This is a genomic window from Curtobacterium sp. 'Ferrero' (genome assembly GCF_002412165.1).
Classification (GTDB): Bacteria; Actinomycetota; Actinomycetes; order Actinomycetales; family Microbacteriaceae; genus Curtobacterium.
On sequence record NZ_NXIA01000025.1, the window covers coordinates 14,751 to 36,195 of the forward strand.

21 protein-coding genes, 1 tRNA gene and 1 pseudogene are annotated in these 21,445 nt (G+C 73.3%); 12 read left to right on the forward strand and 11 right to left on the reverse strand.

Features of this window, described 5'->3' with window-relative positions; translation table 11 throughout:
* Positions 1-6 precede the first annotated feature (6 nt).
* The 3 genes from Csp2054_RS15825 to Csp2054_RS18290 all read right to left on the reverse strand — a co-directional run bounded on the left by Csp2054_RS15825 (position 7) and on the right by Csp2054_RS18290 (position 2,181).
* The gene (locus tag Csp2054_RS15825; RefSeq protein WP_141399295.1) at positions 7-609 is read right to left on the reverse strand and encodes a hypothetical protein; all 603 of its coding nucleotides are present in this window, start codon (positions 607-609) and stop codon (positions 7-9) included.
* Entirely contained in the window at positions 606-1,586 is a 981-nt protein-coding gene (locus tag Csp2054_RS15830) for an aldo/keto reductase (RefSeq protein ID WP_096900423.1), read from the reverse strand. Before Csp2054_RS15830 ends, Csp2054_RS15825 begins: the two co-directional genes overlap by 4 nt.
* A gap of 67 nt (positions 1,587-1,653) precedes the next feature.
* Entirely contained in the window at positions 1,654-2,181 is a 528-nt protein-coding gene (locus tag Csp2054_RS18290; protein WP_096900424.1) for a hypothetical protein, read from the reverse strand.
* 327 nt (positions 2,182-2,508) lie between these two features.
* Here Csp2054_RS18290 and Csp2054_RS15840 point away from each other — a divergent pair, with 327 nt between their 5' ends.
* The 5 genes from Csp2054_RS15840 to Csp2054_RS15855 all read left to right on the forward strand — a co-directional run bounded on the left by Csp2054_RS15840 (position 2,509) and on the right by Csp2054_RS15855 (position 9,757).
* Positions 2,509-3,465 (forward strand): ROK family protein, encoded by a 957-nt coding sequence (locus Csp2054_RS15840; RefSeq protein ID WP_096900425.1) that lies wholly within the window; start codon positions 2,509-2,511, stop codon positions 3,463-3,465.
* Between the two features lie 82 nt (positions 3,466-3,547).
* A complete protein-coding gene (locus tag Csp2054_RS18295; RefSeq protein WP_176491754.1) occupies positions 3,548-3,850 on the forward strand; it encodes a hypothetical protein in 303 nt (100 codons plus the stop codon).
* A 176-nt stretch (positions 3,851-4,026) separates the two neighbouring features.
* Positions 4,027-6,528, forward strand: a complete 2,502-nt coding sequence (locus tag Csp2054_RS15845; protein ID WP_176491755.1) for a glycosyltransferase — start codon at positions 4,027-4,029, stop codon at positions 6,526-6,528.
* Positions 6,525-8,201: a CDP-glycerol glycerophosphotransferase family protein gene (locus Csp2054_RS15850; RefSeq protein WP_096900427.1), complete on the forward strand. Its 1,677-nt coding sequence runs from the start codon at positions 6,525-6,527 to the stop codon at positions 8,199-8,201. The genes Csp2054_RS15845 and Csp2054_RS15850 overlap by 4 nt, the downstream gene beginning before the upstream one ends.
* Positions 8,198-9,757 carry a glycosyltransferase family 39 protein gene (locus Csp2054_RS15855; protein ID WP_096900428.1) on the forward strand — a complete coding sequence of 520 codons (1,560 nt, stop codon included), beginning with the start codon at positions 8,198-8,200 and terminating at the stop codon, positions 9,755-9,757. The genes Csp2054_RS15850 and Csp2054_RS15855 overlap by 4 nt, the downstream gene beginning before the upstream one ends.
* 19 nt (positions 9,758-9,776) lie before the next feature.
* Here the strand turns inward: Csp2054_RS15855 and Csp2054_RS15860 are convergent, their stop codons facing one another.
* From Csp2054_RS15860 to Csp2054_RS15870, 3 genes are read right to left on the reverse strand one after another with little or no spacing between them, the layout of a single operon-like run.
* Positions 9,777-11,417, reverse strand: a complete 1,641-nt coding sequence (locus Csp2054_RS15860; protein ID WP_096900429.1) for an alkaline phosphatase family protein — start codon at positions 11,415-11,417, stop codon at positions 9,777-9,779.
* A gap of 28 nt (positions 11,418-11,445) precedes the next feature.
* Positions 11,446-12,210: a hypothetical protein gene (locus Csp2054_RS15865; protein WP_217990942.1), complete on the reverse strand. Its 765-nt coding sequence runs from the start codon at positions 12,208-12,210 to the stop codon at positions 11,446-11,448.
* Positions 12,207-12,914: a DedA family protein gene (locus tag Csp2054_RS15870; protein ID WP_411897163.1), complete on the reverse strand. Its 708-nt coding sequence runs from the start codon at positions 12,912-12,914 to the stop codon at positions 12,207-12,209. The genes Csp2054_RS15865 and Csp2054_RS15870 overlap by 4 nt, the downstream gene beginning before the upstream one ends.
* Positions 12,915-13,047: 133 nt before the next feature.
* Between Csp2054_RS15870 and Csp2054_RS15875 the strand changes: the two genes are divergently transcribed.
* Positions 13,048-14,127 carry a sensor histidine kinase gene (locus Csp2054_RS15875; RefSeq protein WP_255252781.1) on the forward strand — a complete coding sequence of 360 codons (1,080 nt, stop codon included), beginning with the start codon at positions 13,048-13,050 and terminating at the stop codon, positions 14,125-14,127.
* On the forward strand, positions 14,124-14,783 hold the full coding sequence (locus Csp2054_RS15880) for a response regulator transcription factor (protein ID WP_096900433.1): 660 nt from the start codon (positions 14,124-14,126) through the stop codon (positions 14,781-14,783). Before Csp2054_RS15875 ends, Csp2054_RS15880 begins: the two co-directional genes overlap by 4 nt.
* A 15-nt stretch (positions 14,784-14,798) precedes the next feature.
* Here Csp2054_RS15880 and Csp2054_RS18620 read toward each other — a convergent pair whose 3' ends face one another.
* Positions 14,799-14,924, reverse strand: a complete 126-nt coding sequence (locus tag Csp2054_RS18620) for a hypothetical protein (protein WP_255252782.1) — start codon at positions 14,922-14,924, stop codon at positions 14,799-14,801.
* Between the two features lie 189 nt (positions 14,925-15,113).
* Between Csp2054_RS18620 and Csp2054_RS15885 the strand changes: the two genes are divergently transcribed.
* Positions 15,114-15,186, forward strand: a tRNA-Val gene (locus Csp2054_RS15885).
* 44 nt (positions 15,187-15,230) lie between these two features.
* Positions 15,231-16,187: a DMT family transporter gene (locus Csp2054_RS15890; RefSeq protein ID WP_096900434.1), complete on the forward strand. Its 957-nt coding sequence runs from the start codon at positions 15,231-15,233 to the stop codon at positions 16,185-16,187.
* Here Csp2054_RS15890 and Csp2054_RS17875 read toward each other — a convergent pair.
* Positions 16,180-17,217 carry a glycoside hydrolase family 16 protein gene (locus Csp2054_RS17875; RefSeq protein WP_141399297.1) on the reverse strand — a complete coding sequence of 346 codons (1,038 nt, stop codon included), beginning with the start codon at positions 17,215-17,217 and terminating at the stop codon, positions 16,180-16,182. The two genes, Csp2054_RS15890 and Csp2054_RS17875, sit on opposite strands and share 8 nt — an antisense overlap.
* Positions 17,218-17,405: 188 nt before the next feature.
* Here Csp2054_RS17875 and Csp2054_RS15905 point away from each other — a divergent pair, with 188 nt between their 5' ends.
* A complete protein-coding gene (locus tag Csp2054_RS15905) occupies positions 17,406-18,077 on the forward strand; it encodes a DUF998 domain-containing protein (protein ID WP_096900440.1) in 672 nt (223 codons plus the stop codon).
* A 216-nt stretch (positions 18,078-18,293) separates the two neighbouring features.
* Here Csp2054_RS15905 and Csp2054_RS15910 read toward each other — a convergent pair whose 3' ends face one another.
* Together Csp2054_RS15910 and Csp2054_RS15915 are read right to left on the reverse strand one after the other, a co-directional pair.
* Positions 18,294-19,214 carry an SDR family oxidoreductase gene (locus tag Csp2054_RS15910; RefSeq protein ID WP_096900442.1) on the reverse strand — a complete coding sequence of 307 codons (921 nt, stop codon included), beginning with the start codon at positions 19,212-19,214 and terminating at the stop codon, positions 18,294-18,296.
* Positions 19,211-20,434: a zinc-dependent alcohol dehydrogenase gene (locus tag Csp2054_RS15915; RefSeq protein ID WP_096900444.1), complete on the reverse strand. Its 1,224-nt coding sequence runs from the start codon at positions 20,432-20,434 to the stop codon at positions 19,211-19,213. Before Csp2054_RS15915 ends, Csp2054_RS15910 begins: the two co-directional genes overlap by 4 nt.
* A 127-nt stretch (positions 20,435-20,561) precedes the next feature.
* Here Csp2054_RS15915 and Csp2054_RS15920 point away from each other — a divergent pair, with 127 nt between their 5' ends.
* Complete coding sequence (locus Csp2054_RS15920) at positions 20,562-20,897, forward strand: DUF3140 domain-containing protein (RefSeq protein WP_096900446.1); 336 nt, start codon at positions 20,562-20,564, stop codon at positions 20,895-20,897.
* A gap of 24 nt (positions 20,898-20,921) precedes the next feature.
* A complete protein-coding gene (locus Csp2054_RS15925) occupies positions 20,922-21,176 on the forward strand; it encodes a Rho termination factor N-terminal domain-containing protein (protein WP_096900448.1) in 255 nt (84 codons plus the stop codon).
* Positions 21,177-21,203: 27 nt separating this feature from the next.
* Here the strand turns inward: Csp2054_RS15925 and Csp2054_RS15930 are convergent.
* A pseudogene (locus Csp2054_RS15930) lies at positions 21,204-21,445 on the reverse strand (dolichol-phosphate mannosyltransferase); the annotation flags it as partial.

Sequence of the window (21,445 nt, forward strand, 5' to 3'; positions counted from 1 at the left end):
TGCGCCTCAGTGGTACTGCGGTGGCCAGTCGAACGGTGCCGGGCGGTGCGGTACCTCGCCGACCGTGGTCACGTCGATCACGACCTGCCGCAGGTTCGTCAGCTCGATCGACCGTGGGTTGCCGTAGTACCGGCGACCGTCGACCCACACGGTCGTCTCGCCGCGGAGGCCCCCGACGTGCCAGGCGTCGAACGTCACACCCCACTCGTCGAAGAACTGTCCGAGCGTGAACGTCTCCTTCGTCGGGGACTCCACGTGGATGATGCCGGAGGTGTCGTGCGTGTGTATCTGCGCCGCGAACCGCTGCCGGTCCGAGTGCCCGATGTTCCCCGGCACCGTCACGGGGGTGTCGCCCTCGAGGACGGTCAGGTGGGTGTGCACGTGCTCGGCGAGGCGCTGCCCCCACACGTTCGACAGTCCGGCGGCGTCGGCCCGTGCGGCGAGGTCGGTCGGGGCGGGCCACGGCGGGGCGTCGACGGTCGTCCTCGCGCCCACGCCCACGCCCGCCACCGGGCCGATCGCCGGACCCGTCGCGCAGCCGGCGAGGACGAGCACCGCGCCGAGCCCGCCCACGACCGCGGCGGACACGCGGGCGACGGTCGTGTTCACCACCGGTCGTGCACCGACGAGCGGAACCACTCGTCGTACAGGTCGTGGACGGTGCGGTCGAGGCCGGGGACCTCGCGGAGCGAGCCGGCACCCGCGTTGGACCGTGCCTGCTCGGGGTTGCGGGCTCCCGGGATCGCCGCCGTGACACCGTCCTGCGCGATGACCCAGGCGATGGCGGCCTGGGGCACCGAGACGCCGTCGGGCAGGGACGCCGCGAAGGCCTGCGCCGCGCGGACGCCGTCCTCGAAGTCGATGCCGCTGAACGTCTCGCCCTGGTCGAAGGCCTCGCCGTGCCGGTTGTAGTTGCGGTGGTCCTGCTCGGGGAAGGTCGTGTCAGCCGTGTACCTGCCGGAGAGCAACCCCGATGCCAGCGGGACGCGCGCCAGGACGGCGACCCCTGCCTCCCGGGCGGCGGGGAGGACCCGGTCCAGCGGCTTCAACCGGAACGCGTTGAGGATGATCTGGACGCTCGCGACGCCGGGCCGGGCGATCGCGGTGAGGGCCTGGTCGGCCGTCTCGACGGAGACGCCGTAGGCGGCGACCGAGCCGTCGGCGACGAGCGCGTCGAGGGCGTCGTACACGGCGTCGTCTGCGAAGACCTCGGTCGGCGGGCAGTGCAGCTGGACGAGGTCGAGCGTGTCCTGGCGGAGGTTCCGGCGGCAGCGGTCGACCCACTCGCGGAAGTTCGCGGCCACGTAGTTCGACGGCACCTGCTCGGCCCGCCGACCCATCTTGGTGGCGATCGTGAGCGGCACGTCCGGGTTCGCGGCCCGCCACGACCCGATGAGCTGCTCGCTCCGACCGTCGCCGTAGACGTCGGCGGTGTCGAACAGGGTGACCCCGGCCTCGACGGAGGCGTCCATCACGGCGGCGGCGTCCTGCTCGCTGACGGGACCCCAGTCACCGCCGAACTGCCACGTGCCGAGACCGACGGGGGAGACTGAGCGGCCGGTGCGGCCGAGGGGGCGACTCTGCATGCCGCCGAGCGTAGTCACCGACCGGACTGCGTCCCCAGGCGTGCGGCCCGGGGGTGCGGTGTGCGGCTCAGCCGACGGTCGTGACCCCGCGCCGCAGCACGGTCCGTGCGGCACGCGCCCGTGGCACCGACACCAGGCCGCCCCAGAGCCCGAGACCCGTCCAGAGCGCGATGAGCACCCAGGTCACGACGGGGCCGTGCTGCTCCCGCATCGACCACGCGATCGCGATCCAGAACGTGGCGAGGACGACCTTCGTCCACCCGGCGCCCTCCCGGTCGGCCCGGGCCTGCAGGAGCGGGACCCACACCTCGGCCGGCACGTCGGCGGGCACCCGGCCGTCGGCGACCCAACGCTCGACGGAGACGACGCGCTCGTACCCGCCGCCGAGCCGCCACGACCGCAGGGTGGTCACCACGCCGACGACCGCACCCGCGATCGCGCCCGGCACCCCGACGACGACGAGCATCCCGGTGGTGGCCGGGGTGAAGGACGACGCGACGAGCACCACCAGCACGGCACCGAAAGCCGCGCCGGCGACACCGGCGCCGAGCAGCCGGAGCCGGCCCGCCTCGTCGAGGATCCCGATGCCGTCCACGGGGAGGACGCTACTCGCGTCCTCCGACAGGACCGACCGTCGGACGGGAGGCGCGGGGCGGGGCCGGCACGCGCCTCCCTTCCGACGGTCGGTGCGTCCCGACGTCCAGTGCGGACTGACGGGCCGTGGCGGCGTGCGGGCGGAGGGGCGGCGTGCGGGCGGAGGGCGCCAGCCGCGGTCGGCGGACGGTCGGGTCGGCTGCCCGAGCCGACCCCGGTGTCGCGGCGCGTACGGTCGGCGGGGTCGGCACCGACCCCGGTGTCGCCGGACGGCACGGCGTCGCCGGGAGTGCCGGTGGCGCCGCGGAGCAGCAGTGGAGGACCCCGGATGAGCACATCGGACACGACCGTCGTCGGCATCGACGTCGGTGGGACGAACATCGAGGTCGGTCTCGTCACGGCGGAGCACGACGTGCTCGACCGGGCCAAGGCGTCGACGCCCGAGACCGGCCCGGACGACGTGCTGCAGACGATCGTCGACCTCGTCCGCTCGCTCGACGGCTCGCCGGTGGCGGTCGGACTCGGGATCCCCGGGGTCGTGCACGAGGGTCGCGCGCTGACCGTGCCGAACCTGGTCGGGTGGACCGAGCCGGTCGACCTCACCACGCCGCTCTCGGACGCGTTCGGCGTCCCGGTGTCGCTCGGCAACGACGCGAACGTCGGGCTCCTCGGCGAGTGGACCGCCGGGGCGGCGCGGGGCGGGCGGAACGTGCTCGGGCTGTGGATGGGCACCGGTGTCGGCGGCGGCCTGGTCCTCGACGGCCGCCCGTACACGGGGTCCCGCGGAGCGGCGGGTGAGATCGGGCACGTGGTCGTGCTGGCCGGAGGCGCCCTGTGCAGTTGCGGCCGACGGGGGTGCGCCGAGGCCTACGCCGGGCGGGCATCGATGCGCGGCACGGCCAGGACGATGGCGGACGCCGGACGGGAGACGGCGCTGTTCGACATCCGGGACGCCGAGGAGAAGACCAAGCTGACCTCGAAGGTGTGGGCGGCGGCGTTGGAGGACGACGACGACCTGGCGACCAAACTGTTCGACACAGCGGTCGACATGCTCGGCGTCGCGCTGGGGTCGACGATCAACCTCCTCGACCTGGACCGGGTCGTCGTGGGCGGTGGGCTCGCCGAGACGCTCGGGCAGGGCCTCGCGGACCGACTCCGCGGGGCCGCCGACCCGTGGATGCTGCGGCCGGACCCGGAGCTCGAGTTCGTCGTCGCCGAACTCGGGGACGACGCCGGGGTCGTCGGCGCCGCCACCCTCGCGCGCTCGGCGGTCATCGCGCCGTAGCCGTCGGCCGGGAACCGCCACCCGGCCCGTCCACCCCCACCGTATTCGAACACGTGTTCGAATCCGTGCGAGCATGGAGGGCATGGGACAGAACCGCAGGTACGGCACCGACGTCTCCCGAGCGGCCGTCAACGAGTTCCTGACCCGGCCGTACCCGGTCACGCTCACGCGTGAGGAGATCGGCCCCGAGCCCGTCGTCACCGTGGCGGGCGGCGAGACCGTCGACGTGTGGCTGCGGTTCGTCGAGGTGCGCGTGCAGGAACGCGCGGTCGTCGTCGCGTACACCGACCGCGCCGTGCAGGTCGAGGTCGCCCGCCGCGACGGCTCCCGCTACCGCGTGTGGGTGTGGCAGGGGGCGGTGACCACGCGCGGACGCGCGCGGTAGCAGCGACGCAGCGCGGGGCGCGCGAGCGCGCCGTCGGGTGGCGGACGGGAGGCCCGGGGCGGGCCCGCCACGCGCCTCCCGTCCAGCGCGGTGTGCGCAGACCGGAGGTCGCTGGGCGGAATCTTGGAGCGCACCTCCGACGCTCCCAGCATGGGAACAACCGGACCGTGGTCGCCGTGCCGTCCGTCGTGAGGCACCTCCGGCGCGTCGGACGCGCCGCTCGGGCCGAGGTGGGCGCCTTCTGGCGATCCCGCCCGGTCGACGCCGACCTGGTGCTGTACGAGTCCTTCGCCGGGAACGGCGCTGCCGGCAACCCCGAGGCGATCTGGCGGGAGCTGCTCGCCGCCGACGACCAGCAGCACCTCCGGCACGTGTGGGCGCTCGACGCCGCCGCGCTGCGGACCGTCGGACCGGTGCTGCGTCGCGCCCGGGGCACGACCGTGGTCCTCCGCGGGTCGAACGCCTACCAGCGAGCGCTCGCCACCGCCGGCACGCTCGTCAACAACGCCACGTTCCCGCCCTCGTTCTCCCGCCGACCGGAGCAGCGCTACCTCAACACCTGGCACGGGACACCCCTGAAGCGGATGGGGTTCGACGAGCCCGACGGCGCCACCGCCTCCGCGAACACGGTGCGGAACCTCCTCGCAGCGACCCACCTGCTGTCCCAGAGCCCCTGGATGACCGAGACGATGTACCGGCGCGCCTACCGGCTCGGCGGGCTCGCGACGGCCGAGGTCCTCGAGGTCGGCTACCCGCGGGTCGACCGGCAGACCGGCGTCGACGACGCGCGGCTCCGACGCCACCTGCGGGACTCCGGCGTCCGGATCGGCACCGAGCCGATCGTCCTGTACGCACCGACCTGGCGCGGCGACCGCTTCGCGGACCCCGAGGACCGCTCCGCTCCCATGGCCGACCTCGTCGACGACGTGGAGGCCGCCCTGCGACGCCGGGGGATCGCCGCCACCGTCCTCGTCAAGCCCCACCAGGTCGTCGCCCGGGCCGCGCGCCGTGAACCACGGCTCGACGGACGGCTCGTCCCCGAGGACGTCCCCGTGAACGTCCTGCTCGGCGGGGCGGCGGTCCTCGTGTCGGACTACTCGTCGATCATCGTCGACTGGCTGGCGACCGGGAAGCCCGTGGTCCTGGAGGCCGATCCGGACCACGGGTACGAGGACACCCGCGGCCTGTACCTGTCCGACGGGTGGCCGGGTCCCCGCTGCACCACCGCTGCCGAGACGGCGGAGGCGGTCGCACAGGCGCTCGACGGGGGCATCCCGACTGCGCACCGTGACGCGTACGCGGCCATGCGAGCCCGCCTGGTGCCGGACGACGACGGGCACGCGGCCCGGCGGGTGGTCGACGTGCTCTTCCGCGACGGCGTCCCCGACCGCGGCCGCGTCCGGACCCTCACCGGCGACGGCCGGCCCTCCGTCCTGCTGCACCTCGGTGCGCTGCGGTCGAACGGGATCACCACCGCAGCCGTGAACCTCCTGCCCCTGCTCGTGGACGCGGGCCTGGACGTGACCGTGACGTACGACCAGGCGGTCCGGGGCGCCGGCGTCGTGAACCGCGCCCGGATCGACCCGCGCGTCCGCCAGCTGCAGCGTGTCGGTGGGATGAACGGCTCGAAGGCGCTCCACCTCGGCAGACGTGTAGCCGAGCACCGGGCGCAGGCCCGTGCGCACACGGACTCCCCGCGGCTCCGCGGACTCTGGGACGAGGAGTGGCGCCGCTGCTTCGGCGGGGCCCACTTCGACGCGGTCGTGGACTTCAGCGGCTACTCGCCGTTCTGGGCCGAGCTCCTCCTGCACGCGCCGGGCCCGGTCCGACGGTCCATCTGGTTGCACAACGAGATGGCCGCCGAGGTCGACCGCGAGGTCGACGGCAAACCGCGCATGCGTCGTTCGCTCCGCTTCGTCTTCGGGCTGTACCCGCAGTACGACCGGGCGGTGTCGGTGTCGGAGACGCTCGCGGTCCACAACGCCCGCTCCCTCGCGGAGTACGGGTCCGCGACGCACGTCGCCGTCCCGAACGCGGTCGCCGCCGACCGGGTCCGCGCCGCCGCGACCGCACCGGTCCCGCCGTCGCCGTGGCGGGCGTCGCTGGTCGACCGTGTCGACGGGACCACCTGGTTCGTCGCCGTCGGGCGGCTGTCACCGGAGAAGAACCACGCGCGGCTCCTGCGCGCCTTCGCGGTCGTGCACGGCGAGGCCCCGCGGACCCGACTGCTCGTCGTCGGCGGCGGGTTCCTGCTGCCGACGCTGCGCGCCCTCGCGGTCGACCTCGGCATCGCCGACGTCGTGGTGTTCACCGACGCGGTCGACGACGCCGCCCCGCTCGTGGCGGCCGCCGACTGCCTCGTGGTGTCCAGTGACCACGAGGGACAGCCGATGGTGATCCTCGAGGCCGCTGCGCTCGGCAAGCCCGTCGTCACGACCGCGTTCGCGTCCGTGGCCGACGCCCTCCCCGGTGGCGGAGCCCACGTCGTCCCGGTGACCGACGCCGGCCTCGTCTCCGGGATGCGTGCCTTCCTGGACGGACGGGTGGCCGCACCGACCGTCGACGTCGTCGCGTACGATGCCGACGTCGTGCAGACGTTCATCCGTACGGTCCTCCCCGGCCGCACCGAGGGGCGCCGACCGGCGCTGCCCGGCACGGGTGGACAGGAGGCGGCATGACCCTCCGGTCCCGTGCCGGCCTGCTCCGGCGTCGCCTGTCCCGCCGGTGGGCCGCAGAGGTCCGTGCCTACTGGTCGGCCCGCCCCGTCGACCCCGACGTCGTGCTGTACGAGTCGTTCAACGGCAACGGGGTGCTCGACAGCCCGGAGGCGGTCTTCCGCGCCCTGCTCGACGATCCACGACACGCCACGATGCGGCACGTGTGGTCGCTGTCCGACGAGAACGACAACCGTGCGGTCCGCGCCGAGTTCGCCGGGCACCCCCGCGTGCGGTTCGTCGCACCCGGCTCCGCCGCCTACCTCCGCGCCCAGACGACGTCCGGCTGGCTGATCAGCAACGCCACCTTCGACCGCCAGTTCGACAAACGCCCCGGTCAGACGTACGTCAACACCTGGCACGGCACACCGCTCAAGCACATGGGGTTCGACATCGGCGACCCGGCGTCACGCGTCGCGAACGTCCTGCGGAACTTCCTGCACGCCGACGTCCTCGTGTCGCCGAACCGCCACACGACCGAGGTGCTCTACCGGCGCGCCCACCGACTGGACGGCGCGTTCGCCCGGCCCGTCCTCGAGACCGGGCTCCCGCGCATCGACCGGCAGTTCCTCGGGGACGCCGGGCGGTCCGGAGTCCGCGCGGAACTCGACCGGCGCGGCCTGGACGTGGGCGACCGACGCATCGTGCTCTGGGCCCCGACCTGGCGCGGCACGTCCTTCGTGCACCCGCGGGACGACGCCGACGAGCTCCTCGCCCGACTCGCAGCGATCCGCCGCCACGTCGACGAGGACCGGTACGTCGTCCTGCTGAAGACGCACCAGGTCGTCCACCGGGCGGCCGCCGCCCGTCCGGCCGCCCGGGGCGTGCTGGTGCCGAACGACCTGCCCACCAACGTGCTGCTCGGCGTCACGGACGTCCTCGTCACCGACTACTCGAGCATCTTCTTCGACTTCCTCGCCCTCCGCCGACCGGTCGTCTTCGCCGTCCCCGACCTCGACGAGTACGCCGACGAACGCGGCCTCTCCATCCCGACCGCGGACTGGCCCGGCGTCCTCGTGACCACGCCGGAGCAGGTCGCCGCCGAGGTGCAGCGCACGGCCGTCCCGGACGACGTCGCCGCCCGGGCCGACCGCATGCGCGCCGCCGTGAACCCGCACGACGACGGCCTCGCCACCGAGCGACTCGTCGACGAGGTCTTCCACGGACGGGACCGCCCCCGCGGAGCACCCACGGTCCCGTCCGTCCTCGTCGTCCTGCCCGCGGCACCCGGACCGGACCTGGTCGCCGCCGTCGTCGCGGGACTGTCCTCGATCGACCTCGACGACGTCGACGTCTCGGTCCTGCTCTCCGACGCCCGGTCCGCGTGGTACCTCACGGCCCAGCGCACGCTCGACCGACGCGTCCGACAGATCGTCCGCCAGGGGACCCGGAACGGATCCGCACTGCCCCGGTGGGCTCGGCGGATCATCCGGACGACCGCTCCGTCGAACCGTGCCGAGTGGCACCGGATCCTCGGCGGGACGACCGTCGACGTCGTCGTCGACGCGACCGACGGAGCACCGTTCTGGGGTGACCTCGCAGCCGCGGCACCGGGCCGGACACGCCTGCGCTGGAGCGGCGACGACGACGCAGCCCGCATCGAGCGGGCCATCGCGCTCGTCCGGGACGCCCGGTGAGCCCGACCGGCCGTCCGTCCGTGCGATGGCGCCTGCCGACCCTGCTCGGCCTCCTCGGCACCCTCGTCGCCGCGACCGGCTCGTGGATCCCCTCACTGTGGGGCGACGAGGGCACCAGCGTCCTGTCAGCCCAGCGCTCCTGGCCGAGCCTGCTCCGCATGGTCCAGCACGTCGACGCCGTCCACGCCGTGTACTACGCGGCCCTGCACCTCTGGGTGGACTGCTTCGGAGCCTCCCCCTCCTCGGTGCGGTTCCCGTCCGCGATCGCAGCCGGAGCCGCCACCGCCGCCGTTGTGGTGCTCGTCCGCGAGCTCGCCGACGCCCGCCTCGCGCTCCTCGCCGGCGTGCTCTGCTGCACCCTCCCGCGCATCACCTACGCCGGCGAGGAGGCCCGTTCGTACGCGGCGAGCGCCGCGCTCGCCGGGTGGACGCTCTGGGTGCTCGTGCGACTGGTCACCGGCAGGTCGCACGGACGGCGGTGGTGGGTGGCGTACGCCGCGCTCGTGACCGTCTCCGTGTGGCTGTTCCTCTTCTCCGCGCTCCTGATCGCCGTCCACCTGGTGGTCGTGGTGGCGGCGCGCCCCGGTCGGCGGTTCGCGACGCGGTGGGCGGCCACGGTCGCCGTCGTGCTCGTCCTGGTGGCACCGATCGCGGTCGCGGGTGCCGCGGAGCGGGGACAGATCGCGTTCCTGGCGCACCGGACGACCGTCACGTTCCGGTCGGTGACGGTCGGGCTGTGGTTCTCGGACACGTGGTACGCGGTGGTGGCGTGGGGGCTCGTGGTCGTCGCGGTCGCCGTGGCCGTCGCGCGGTGGCGATCCCGCCCGCGCGACGCCGGACGTCCCGTCGCCGGACGTCCCGACGGCGGCCGCGTGGACACGGGCGCCGGTACCCGGACCCTCCCCTCGGTGTCGCTGACGGTCCTCGCGGCCGCGTGGCTGCTGGTGCCGCTCGTGCTCCTGTTGGCCGCCGACGCGGTCCACCCCGTGTTCTCCGGGCGGTACCTGACCTCGTCCGCCCCCGCCGCGGCCGTCCTGATGGCGCTCGGCATCCGCCACCTCGGGGCGGCGGCGCGTCGACCGGCCGCGACGGCGGTGGTCGGCGCGGTCCTCGTGACGGCGCTCGCCGCCCCGGTGTGGGCGCAGCAGCGGGGGCCCTACGCCAAGAACGACAGCGACTGGGCGGTCATCAGCGCGACGGTCGGTGCGCACGCCCGCCCGGGCGACGCGATCGTGTTCGACGAGGGGACCCGGCCGTCGCGCGACCCGCGGCTGGCGCTGCACACCTACCCGGAGGGGTTCCGTGCGGTGCGGGACGTGACCCTCGAGACGCCGTACCAGGAGCGGGACACCTGGCGTGACGCGGCCTGGACCCCCGCGGAGGCCGCGGCGCGGGGACGGTTCTCCGGCGTCACCCGGGTGTGGCTCGTCGAGTACGCGATCGACGGTCGCGCGGACCGGTACGGTGGGGCGGACCTGGAGCGGCTCGGGTTCCACGCGGTCCGGGTGTTCCGGGGACACCGCAGCACGATCACCGGGTACGAGCGCGCCGGCTGACCTCGGCGCCGCCACCGGGTCAGGACACGAGCCCGTCGTCCCGGAGGCCGAAGAGACCGTGGCCGTGTTCGACGAGCGCCTCGTACGCGGAGGCGGGGTCGCTCGGCGCAGCCGTGCCCGGTTCGAACCGGGCGAGCAGCACGGCGAGCAGGTCGGAGCGACCGGCTGGGGTGGTCGCGGACCGGCGGGGGAGGCGCACGGGCGGGCGTGGGACGACGGGTGCCGTGACGACCGGCCACGAGGACACCGGGCGGGGTGTGGTGCGGTTCGCGGCGGCGGTGATCGGAGCGGCCGCGCGGTCGCGGTCGGTCAGGGACGGCAGGCCGTGCACGTCGTTGAGCGTCCTGATCACGGAGCAGTGATCGGTCGGCGTGTTCACCACGGTGCGGGCGTCGGTGTACGCGGACACGACGATCGTCGGCACGCGGACCCCGAGGCGGTCGAAGCGGAACCCGTCCTCGCCGGCCGGTGCGTGCTCCTCCGGAGGGACGGCTCGCGGTGGTGGGACGTGGTCGTACATGCCGCCGTGCTCGTCGAAGGTGATCAGCAACGTCGTGTTGGACGGGTTCGACCCGCCGGCCCGGCCGCCGTCCCGGATCGCGGAGTACACCTCGGCGACGAGGGCCTCCGCGGCGAGCATGTCCGCGACGGCCTTGCTGTAGTGCCCCGGGCGCGGTGCGCCGGCGGACGACGGCGGGTGCATGCTGTTGCGGCTGAAGACCATGCGGGGCTCGATGAACGAGTAGGCCGGCAGGTCGCCCGATCGCGCGTCGGCGTGGAACTGCTCCATGCTCCGGAAGTTGCTCTGCCAGTACTGCTGGACTGCCGGTGCGGCGAGGATCCCGGTGAGCGACACGACCTGCGACGCGTCGTAGTAGACCCGCCACGGCACGCCGGCCTGCTGCATGGTGTTGAAGACCGTCGGCGCTGCGGGGGCGTCGCGCCACTTGCGGTACCCGCCGTGCCCGGAGTTCGAGGTGAACCCGTTCGACGTCGCGGCGTGGAAGAACGCCCGGTTCGGCCAGGTGTCGGACGGGACGGCGGAGAACCAGTGGTCGAAGACCCCGAACTGCTCGGCGAGGGTCGTCAGGACGGGCAGGGCGTCCGGGGGGAAGCCGCCCATGACCTGCGCGTACTCGCGCGGGTCCGGGTCGCGCCCGAGCAGGCCTCGCAGGTGGGCTTGGTAGTCGGTGACGAAGCCGTCCATCGTCGGCTCGCCGTCCGCGTCGCCGGTGGCCCAGAGCTGGCGGACGGTGTTGGCGTAGCCCTCGCCGGCGTTCGCGGTCGGACTGATCAGCACCTGGTCGCGGGACCCGGTGAAGCGGTGGGCCGCCACGAGCCCGCCGGCCGACGTCGGGTTCGTTCGGCGACGGTCGGCCAGCCCGGCGAAGCGCTGCCCGCGGCGAGGTCGCGTTCCCGGGTAGAGCCAGCCGAGCACCTGGTCGAAGGACCGGTTCTCCATCATCAGCACGACGATGTGCTCGAACGCCGCGCGGGGCGTCGTCGTCCTCGTCACCGGGCCGGCGTCGACCGGCAGGAGCGGCGCGGTCCCGCCCGGCGTCGCATCCGCTCCGAGTGCGAGGAGGGTGCCGGCGGCCAGGCCGGCACCGAGCAGCTGCCGCCTCGTCAGGGTCGTGTCGCGGGGAGGTCGTCCGTCCATGGTCGATCGGTGCCGTCCTGGGGTCGCGTCACGCCGGGGAGCCCGCGAACCGACGTCGGGTGTGGACCGCGGAGGCCCACGACACACCCAGCACGATGGCGACCAGCAGCACCGCGCTCACCGGGCCGGTGCCCACCCCGAGCCCGCCGCGCGTGCCCGGGACGCCGACCCAGTCGGCGAACGACGCACCGATCGGGCGGGTGAGGACGTACACGGTCCAGAACGACACGACGGGTCCGGCGGCGCCGACCCGCCGGGCGAGGACCACGACCGCCGCGAGCGCCGTGAACACGAGGCCGCCGCCGAGGAACCCGAGGTGGAAGCTGTCGGCGGCGAGGTCGCCGGCGGCCGTGCCCATCGCGAAGGTCGCGACCACGGCGGCCCAGTAGAGCAGTTGCCGCCTGGTCGTGGTCACGGTGTGCACGTCGACGGTGCCCTCGACGAGCCGCCAGGTGACGAAGACCGCCACGAGGGCGACGAGGAACAGCGGCGTCGAGACCGTGTACGGCACGCCGAGCGCCACGTGTGCCACGTCGGCGACCATGGTGCCGAAGACGCCGACCATGGCGACGGCTCCCCAGTACCGCCAGGGTCGGTACCGGTCGGACCGTAGCTGCAGGACGAGGACGACGAAGAACACGACGGCCGTCAGCAGGACCGTCGGCACCGGCGGGAACCGGGTCACGAGGAAGTCCGACAGCGCCTCGCCCATCGCGGTCGACAGGACCTTGAGCGCCCAGAAGCCCGCCGTCGGGTCGGCGACCCGGTTCACGGGGGAGCCGGGGCGGTTCACCGGCCCTCCCGCGCAGCAGACGGGGCGGCATCGCGATCCGCGGCGGCTCCGGTCGGCGCGCCACCCGGACGGTCTCCCGTCCGCCGTCGAGCAGTCCGGCGTCGTCGGAGCGCACCGATGACGATCGGCAGGACGGACACCACCACGATGACGATCATGAGCGCGTCGATGTTGTGCGCGATCACCGGGATGCCGCCGAGCAGCACACCGACGACGGTGAGACCGACGGCCCAGGACACCGCACCGATCAGGTTGAACACGAGGAACCGGCGGTACCGCATCTCCGCCGTCCCGGCCGCGAGCGGCACGTAGGTGCGGACGATCGGGACGAACCTGCCGAGGACGAGGCTGAGCCCACCCCACCGGGCGAAGAACGCCTCGGCCTCGTCGAGCCGGGCGGTGGTCAGCACCCGGGCATCCGCGCGGAACAGTCGACGCCCGAACCGCTTGCCGAGCCAGTACCCGACCTGGTCGCCGGCGACCGCGGCCACGGAGGCGACGACGGCGACCTGCCACGGTGCCACCCCGAGCGCGCCGCTGATGATCGCCGCGGTGACGAGCAGCGAGTCGCCGGGCAGGAACGGGAACAGGACGCCGGACTCGATGAAGATGAGGACGGCGATGCCGATCAGGACGTACGGGCCGAAGGCGTGCAGGACGGACGCAGCATCGAACAGGCTCACGGCCAGGGGGACGGTGTGGATCACGGGAGTCCTTTCCGGTGGGCTCGCAGCGACGCTAGGCACCGGCCCGCAAGACTCCACCAAGAAACCCGCCGACCACCTCCCAGGCCGACGTGGGGCAGGATCGAGGCAGGCGCGTACGAGAGGAGTGACGGTGTCCCGGTTCCGAGCAGCGGTCGTCGACCTCGCCACCCGGTGGTCGTTCCGGAGCGACGACGAACGCGACCCCGACCGGCTGGCGTACCGACGCTCGGTCGTCGGCATCGGCCTGCGCGTCGCGGTCGTCTCGGCGGCGCTCGTGATCGCGATCATCGCGCTGGTCGTCGTCTACGTGCTCTGGCAGCTGACCCCGGCCCAGGTCAACGAGCCACCGGACCCCACCGACGTCCGCATCTCCCTCGACACCGTCGACCTCAGCATCGCCGTCCTCGGCGTCGGCGGGCTCTCGATCGTCTTCGCCGGTGTCGCCGCCTGGCTGATCGCCCGTCGTGCGGTCCGGCCGATCGCCGAGGCGTCCCGGATGCAGCGGACGTTCGTGGCGGACGCGAGCCACGAACTCCGGACCCCGCTCGCCGTCCTGCACGCCCGGGTCCAACACCTGCGGATGCTCACCCCGGCCGACGACCGCGCACGTCGGGTGGTCGACGAGCTCACCGAGGACACGCGGCTGCTCGTCGACATCGTCGACGACCTCCTCGAGGCCGCCGCGGGCCGCGAGCAGACCAGCGGCACCGCCGACCTCGCCCGGGCGCTGGGCACCCTCGAACGCGACCTGTCGGTCCTCGCCGACGACCGCGGTGTCCGACTCGACGTCGTCGCGCCCGACGGCGAGGGGCCGGTCGTGGCGGTGAGCGGCACCCGGCTGCAGCGGTGCCTCGTCGCCCTGACCGACAACGCCGTCGGGCACACCCCTCCCGGCGGCACCGTCCGGGTCACGGCCGAGCGCACCGGGTCCGTCGTCACCGTGCGCGTCGCCGACGAGGGGTCGGGGATCACGGGGATCGCGCCCTCCCGGGTGTTCGACCGCTTCGCGCACGGCGCCCCCCGCGATCCGGGTCGACCCGGGACGCGCACCGGGTACGGCATCGGGCTGGCACTCGTCCGGGACGTCGCGGTGCGCGCCGGCGGGGACGTGACGGTCGAGCGCACCGACGACCACGGCTCCGTCTTCGCCCTGCGGCTCCCCGTCGCCGGGCCGTCGCCGGCACACCCTGAACCGGAGGACGACCGATGACCGCCAGACTGCTGCTCGTGGAGGACGACCCCCGACTCGGCCCGCTCGTCGCGGAGGTCCTCGACACCGACTGGGACGTCACGCTCGTCACCACCGGCGAGGAGGCCCTGACGGTGGCGCAGGAGCGCTACTTCGACGTGATGGTCGTCGACCGACGGCTGCCCGGCATCGACGGGACCGAGTTCGTCGCCACCCTCCGCCGGCGTCGCACCAGCACGCCCGTGCTCATGCTCACCGCCCTCGGTGACGTCCGCGACCGCGTGTCCGGCCTCGACGCCGGAGCGAACGACTACCTCACCAAGCCCTTCGACTTCGACGAGCTCTCCGCACGCCTCCGCGCACTCACCCGCGACTACTCGGGCACCGGGCCCGGCATCGAGATCGGCAGCTGGCTGTTCCACCCCGACGACGGCAGCATCACCTCGCCCTACACGGGACGGATCATGCTCACCGAGAAGGAGACCGCGCTGCTGCGGCTGCTCGCCGACGAACCCGCCCGGGCCTTCACCCGCCAGCACCTGCTGTCGGCCGTGTTCGACCACGGTGAGCAGCCGGGGACCGTGGACACCTACGTGCACTACCTCCGCCGGAAGACCGACCGCGACCTGATCACCACCATCCGCGGGACCGGCTACCGCCTGGGCACCCCCGCCTGACCGAGCGGACGGAGCTCAGTCGCCGTCGAACGACGACTGCTCCTCGACCGCCACCGCGACCGCGACCATCGCCGCGCCGACCGTCCCGACGAGCACCGCCACCAGGACCGCCGCGCCGGCGACCACCAACACGAGACCCATGCCGACCACCTCCGCCCCCCAGCGTCCGGGGCCCGTCCCCAGGAACGACCCAGACGACACAGCACCGGGGCCCGGCCACCGGTACCAGGTCCCACCCGGCGGACGGGAGGCACGTGGCGGCGCAGCCACGCGCCTCCCGTCCGCCACCGCGAGCCGTCCGCCAACGCGAGCCCCCTAGACTGAGCACGCGGGCTCTTAGCTCAGTTGGTAGAGCGCTTCGTTTACACCGAAGACGTCGGCGGTTCGAGTCCGTCAGGGCCCACCCCCGTCCCACGGCACCGAGACCGTCCGCTCGGAGGTGACCAGGTGCACCCGACCCCGTCCCGACGCCTCGGCCTCCTCGCCGTCGTCGTGACCGCGGTGCTCTGGGGCACCACCGGCACCGCCGCGACCTTCGCCCCCGACGTCGGCCCACTCGCGATCGGCGCCGCGGCCCTCGGCATCGGCGGACTCCTGCAGGCCGCCGTCGCCGTCCGCCCGATCCAGCGCGCACGGCCGGTGCTCGCCGCCCGGTGGCCCCTGGTCCTCGTCGGCGGGGTCGCCGTCGCCGTGTACCCCCTCGCGTTCTACACCGCCATGCACACCGCCGGGGTCGCGATCGGCTCCGTCGTGTCCCTGGCGTCCGCCCCCGTCGCGTCCGGCGTCCTCGAACGCGTCGTCGACCGCAGGCCGCTCGGCGCCCGGTGGGGGACCGCCGTCGTCATCGGCGTCGTGGGCAGCACGGCGCTCTGCCTGTCCGGCACCGCGTCGTCGGACCCCGGCACCGGGAACGGGACCGACCCCGGCGGCACCGTGGCCGGCATCGCCCTCGGACTGGTCGCCGGAGCCACCTACGCCCTGTACTCGTGGACCGCGCACCGCCTCATGACCCGCAGCGTCCCCCGCGCCGCCGCGATGGGCGCCGTCTTCGGCACCGGCGGCCTCCTGCTGCTGCCCGTCCTCCTCCTCACCGGAGCACCACTGCTCGCCACCCCCACGAACACCGCCGTCGGGCTCTACATGGCACTCGTCCCGATGGCCGCCGGCTACCTCCTGTTCGGCATCGGCCTCGAATCCGTCCCGCCGAGCACCGCCACCACCGTCACCCTCCTCGAGCCGGCCGTCGCCACCGTCCTCGCCGTCACCGTCGTCGGCGAACGACTCGCCCCCGCCGGGTGGGTCGGACTCGCCCTCGTCGGCGTCGCACTCGTCGTCCTCGTCGCCAGCCCCGCACGCAGCACCGCGCGTGGCCCCGGGAACGCCCCGACGCCACCGCTCAGTTGATCGACACCCAGTCGATGAGCACGTGCCCCGGCTTGCCCACGTCCCCGATCTGGAACGTGTACCGGTGCGGCGTCGTCGGCACACTGTGCGTCACGGTGCCGATCAACCGCCCGTCGAGGAAGTAGCGCATCGACACGCCCGGCACCCACTCCATCGTGTACGTGTGCCAGTCCTGCCACCGCGCCCCGGTCCGGATGCCCTGCGCCCGGTCGGCGTCATCCGCCCCGAGCATGTGGTGGAACACCGCGGGAGCCGCGCTGAACGAGCCCTCCGGGTAGTCGACCTCACCCTCGGACGCGTCGTTCGACGTCGGCCACAGCATCACCGCCGTGCCGTTGCCCGCGCCGCCCTCGACCTTCATCCGGATGCTGAACGTGCCGCCGGTCCTGGCCCAGGCGCTCGCCGGGGGACCGAACACCCCGGCCGCCCCCTGCGTGCCGTTCATCGCGACGTCCATCACGCCGTCGTGGGCGCTGACGAGGGCACCGGACCAGTACTTGCCACCGGTGCCGTCGACGTACGGCTGCCACGAGCCGGCGTACGTCGACGCGAACTGCCCGCCGGCCGCAGCGGGCGTGGTGAAGTCCTCGTGGAAGGCGGCGGCGTCCCCGACCACCGGCGCGGGCACGTCCCCGGCGGTCCCGCTGCCCGAGGTCGCGGACCCCGTGCCGGACGGCTCCGGCGTCGCCCGGGAACCCGGAGCCGTCGATCCGCCCGACGACCCGGCGGAGGCGTTCGCCGAGGATCCGACCGACGGCTCCGCGGACGACGAGGCCGTCGAACCGTCCGCCCACGTCGTCGCCGCGGGGGACGGCGAGGCCGAAGGAGTCGTCGACGAGGACGACGAGGACGACGAGGACGACGATCGGCCGTGCCCGGGGAGCTCGCTGCCGATCGAGGGCGGGCTGAGGAACGCGAGGGCCACGAACGCCGTGAGGCTGCCCACCACCAGGACGACGACGCCGCGCAGCAGCATGCCGATGTCGTCGGTCTTCCCGCTCCGTCGCGGGCTTCGTCGTTGCCGTGTCACGATGTGCTCCTGATCCCTGCCACCGTCAGGTTCGCTCGCCGAGCGCGGGAACGCTGCCCCCTGGGGACGGAGTCGCGGCAACCCGCACGGACTTGCGTCAACCCCGATTCCCGCAACGCAGACGGTCACGGCCCGGCCGGCCGTCGAGGGCGGGGAGGGAACAGCTCGGTACCTGTACGGTTGCTCAGATGAGAGCAGTGCAGTTCGCGGCCTGGTGCTGGATCGGAGCCGCTGCGGCCCTGCTGGCCCAGGTGCTCGTCGCCGGTGCCTGGCCGGAGCCGTACTCCTGGGCGCACAACACCATCAGCGACCTCGGCGCGACGACCTGCGGGACCGCTGACACCGGCACCGCCGTCGAACGGACGGTGTGTTCCCCGCTGCACCTCGTGGCGAACGCGGCGACCGTCGGCAACGGCCTGCTCCTCGCAGCGGGCGCGGTCGCCGTGACCCGTGCCCCGGCCCGGCCGCTCGGTGTGGTGGGGCCCGTGCTCCTCGCCGTCGGCGGAGCACTCGTCGTCGGGGTGGGCCTCACGCCGCTCGACGTCGCGCCGGACGCGCACGAGGTGTTCGCCCTCGCGCAGGCTCCCGTGCAGTGGACCGGCATGGTGCTCGCCGCGGTCGCTGCCGCACGGGCCGGCCGCCCCGTCCTCGCGGCGCTGACGATCACCGCGACCGTCGTGTCCGTCGTCGGCCTCGGGCTGTTCGTCAGCGCGATCGCCGGGGGAGCAGCGTCCGCCGCGGGCATCGGAACGGTCGAACGGATCGCCTTCGACACGCTGACTGTGTGGGGCGTCCTCGCCGGCATCGCGCTGCTGCGCGCGCCCTCGCGGTCACCACGGCGGATTCGCGCGTCGTCCTGAACGCGGCACGCGACGGACGGGAGGCGCGGTGCGGGTCGGCACCGCGCCTCCCGTCCGTCGTCGGGCGCGTCACGCGACGCGCGCCGCCGAGCGGCAGCCCAGTGCGACCGCTCGCGTGGTCCAGCGCAGGCACCGGAACGGCCGATGGCCGATCCGGTGCGCGGATCTCGGGGATCGCGTACCGGATCGGCCATCCGCCGTCGGGGACGTCGTTGTTCAGGGCGTGACCATGCCGCCGTTCACGTTGAGCGTCTCGCCGGCGACGAAGCTCGACTCCTGCGACGCGAGGAACACGTACGCCGGCGCGAGCTCCGCGGGCTGCGCGGCGCGGCCCATCGGCGACTCGCTCGACCCGAACTCCGGCAGCGACTCCGGGTCCACCCCGCCGCTCGGCTGCAGGACGGTCCAGGTCGGACCGGGCGCCACGACGTTCACCCGGATGCCCCGCTCGACCAGCAGCTGCGACAACCCCTTCGAGAAGTTGTTGATCGCGCCCTTCGAGGCGGCGTAGTCGAGACGGTCCGGGGCGGGCTTGTACGCCTCCATCGACGCCGTCGTGGTGATCGTCGAACCGGGCTGCAGGTGGGGGAGCGCCGCCTTGACGAGCCGGAAGAGCCCGAACACGTTGACGTCGAACGTCGCCTCGAACTGCTCGTCGGTGATGTCGAGCAGGTCCGGCTGCCACCGCTGCTTGCCGGCGACGCTGACGAGCGCGTCCAGGCCGCCGAGACCCTCGACCGCCCGTTCGACGAGTTCGTTCGCGTACGACCGGTCCCGGAGGTCTCCCGGGATCGCGACCGCGGTGCGACCGGCCGCCTCGATCTGCTCGATGACGTGGTCGGCGTCGGACTGCTCCTCGGGGAGGTAGGCGAGTGCCACGTCGGCGCCCTCCCGGGCGAACGCGATCGCCACGGCCGCGCCGATGCCCGAGTCGGCACCGGTGATCAGGGCCTTCCGGCCGGCGAGCCGACCGGTCCCGCGGTACGTCGACTCGCCGAGGTCCGGGACCGGCGTCATCTCGGACTGGAGGCCCGGCTCGGCCTGCGTCTGCGGCTCCGGCGACACGTCCGGGTACCGGGTGCGCGGGTCCGCCCATCCGTACTGGTCGGAGGGTGTGGTCTGGTCTCCGGTGCTCATCGGGTCGGCTCCAGCTCGACCTTGATCCACCCCGGCTCGCGACGGTCGAACGCCTCGTACGCGTCGATCGCGGACCCGACGGGCTCGTGCTCGGTGATGAGGGCGGTCGGGTCGAACTGCCCGGCCGCGACCATGTCGATCAGGGGCGGCGTGACCGAGTGGTGGTCGCAGTTGCCCATGCGGACGGTGAGGTTCTTGTTCATCGCCTCGCCGATCGGGTACTGCTCGGCCGTGGGCCCGTACACGCCGATGATGCCGATCCGGCCGTACTTCGCGACCGAAGCGACGGCCCACCTGGCGGCCTGCGACGGCCCGTCGCCCGGCTTCCACTGCTGTTCCTCGCCGTGGCCCTGGGGCGCCGCGTCCGGGGCGACCTGGGCGACCTCGTCGTCGAAGTCCGCTGCCTGCTGGTCGTCGACCGCGGCCGGACCGTGCTTCGGACGTTCCGCATCGACCCCGACGGCGTCGATCACGCAGTCCGCGCCGATCCCGTTCGTGAGGTCCATGATCGCCTGCACGGGGTCCTCGGTGTTGTAGTTCACGACCTCGCAGTGCTGCTCGAGGGCGGCGGCGAGTCGGGTCTCCTCACCGTCGACGATGATGACGCGGGCGGCGCCGAGCTTGTAGGCCGACGCAGCGGCGAACTGACCGACGATGCCCGCGCCGAACACGACGACGACGTCACCGCGGGTGACCCCGGCGAGCTCCGCGCCGAACCAGCCGGTCGGGAAGATGTCCGACAGCAGGATCGCCTGCTCGTCGCTGACGTTCTCGGGCAGCGGGTGCATGGTGTTGCGGGCCCAGGGGACACGGACGTACTCGGCCTGCAGTCCGTTCACGGGGCCGGTCGACTGCGGGCCGCCGAAGAAGCTCGTCCCGGCCTGCGGCCCGTTCGGGTTCGCGACGTCACACTGCGCCGTCTTGCCCATCCGGCAGTACCGGCAGGCACCGCAAGAGATGGTGGAGTTGATGACCACGCGGTCGCCCGGGCTGAAGCCGCGGACCGCGTCGCCGACCTCCGTGACGACGCCCACCGCTTCGTGGCCGAGGATCGTGCCCTCCTCCATCGGAGCCATCGTGCCGCGGACGAAGTGCAGGTCCGTCCCGCAGATCGCGCTCTTGGTGATCCGGACGATCGCGTCCTCCGGGTGCTGGATGGTGGGCTCCGGGACCTCGTCGAGTCGGATGTCCCCGATGCCGTGCCAGACGACTGCGCGCATGTCTTCCTCTTCCTTCGTGGGGTTTCGCGCAGACCACACAACTCGTCGACCGCTCCGAGCACGTGGAGCATCAGTCCGCTGAGCGCACCGCTCGCCGACGGTCAGCCGGACCGGGTTGGGTCGGTGCATGAGCGACGACCAGAAGGAGATCCGCGACGACTTCGCGGACGCCGTGAACATGACCGCCTCCGAGCTGAAGAAGTGGCTCGACACCGACGAGTCGAAGGAGGTCGGCCAGAAGTCCGACGGCGGCGGCGAGTCGACCGGGCACGAGAGCGGGCGGCACATCGTTCGGATCCTCGAGAAGAAGCAGGCCGACTACACCGACGACGACTACGCGCACATGCAGAAGGTCGTCGGCTACGTGGCACGGCACTCGAAGCAGCGGCCGAAGGGTGACGTCCACGACACCAAGTGGCGGTACTCGCTCATGAACTGGGGCAACGACCCCGAGAAGGACTGAGGTCGTCGGCGTACCCTCCGGGCCATGCCGAACCAGTTGAAGAAGCCGGACATGTACGAGGAGCTCCGCAAGGAGGGTGCCTCGAAGGAGAAGGCGGCGCGGATCAGCAACGCCGCGGCTGCGCGGGGCACGAAGGCCGTCGGGAAGAAGGGCGGCGAGTCCGGCTCCTACGACGACTGGACGGTCGCCGACCTCAGGAAACGTGCGAAGGAGCTCGGACTCACCGGCTACTCGTCGAAGCGCAAGAGCGAGCTGATCGACGCCCTGCGCAACCACTGATGCCTGTGCAACCACTGACGCCGGACGTCACGCCACGTGTGCGTTGGTGCGGACGGAGGGCAGGCGTCGGTGGTCGCGCACGAGGGAGCGTGCTTCGCGCAGGCGTCGGTCGATGCCCCACTTGGTGACCAGGGTCAGTGATTCGCGGACGATGTTGCCGCTCATCTTCGAGACTCCGTGCTCGCGTTCGGTGAACGTGATCGGCGTCTCCACGACCCGCAGTCCCGCCTCGAGGGCCCGCCAGCACAGGTCGACCTGGAAGCAGTACC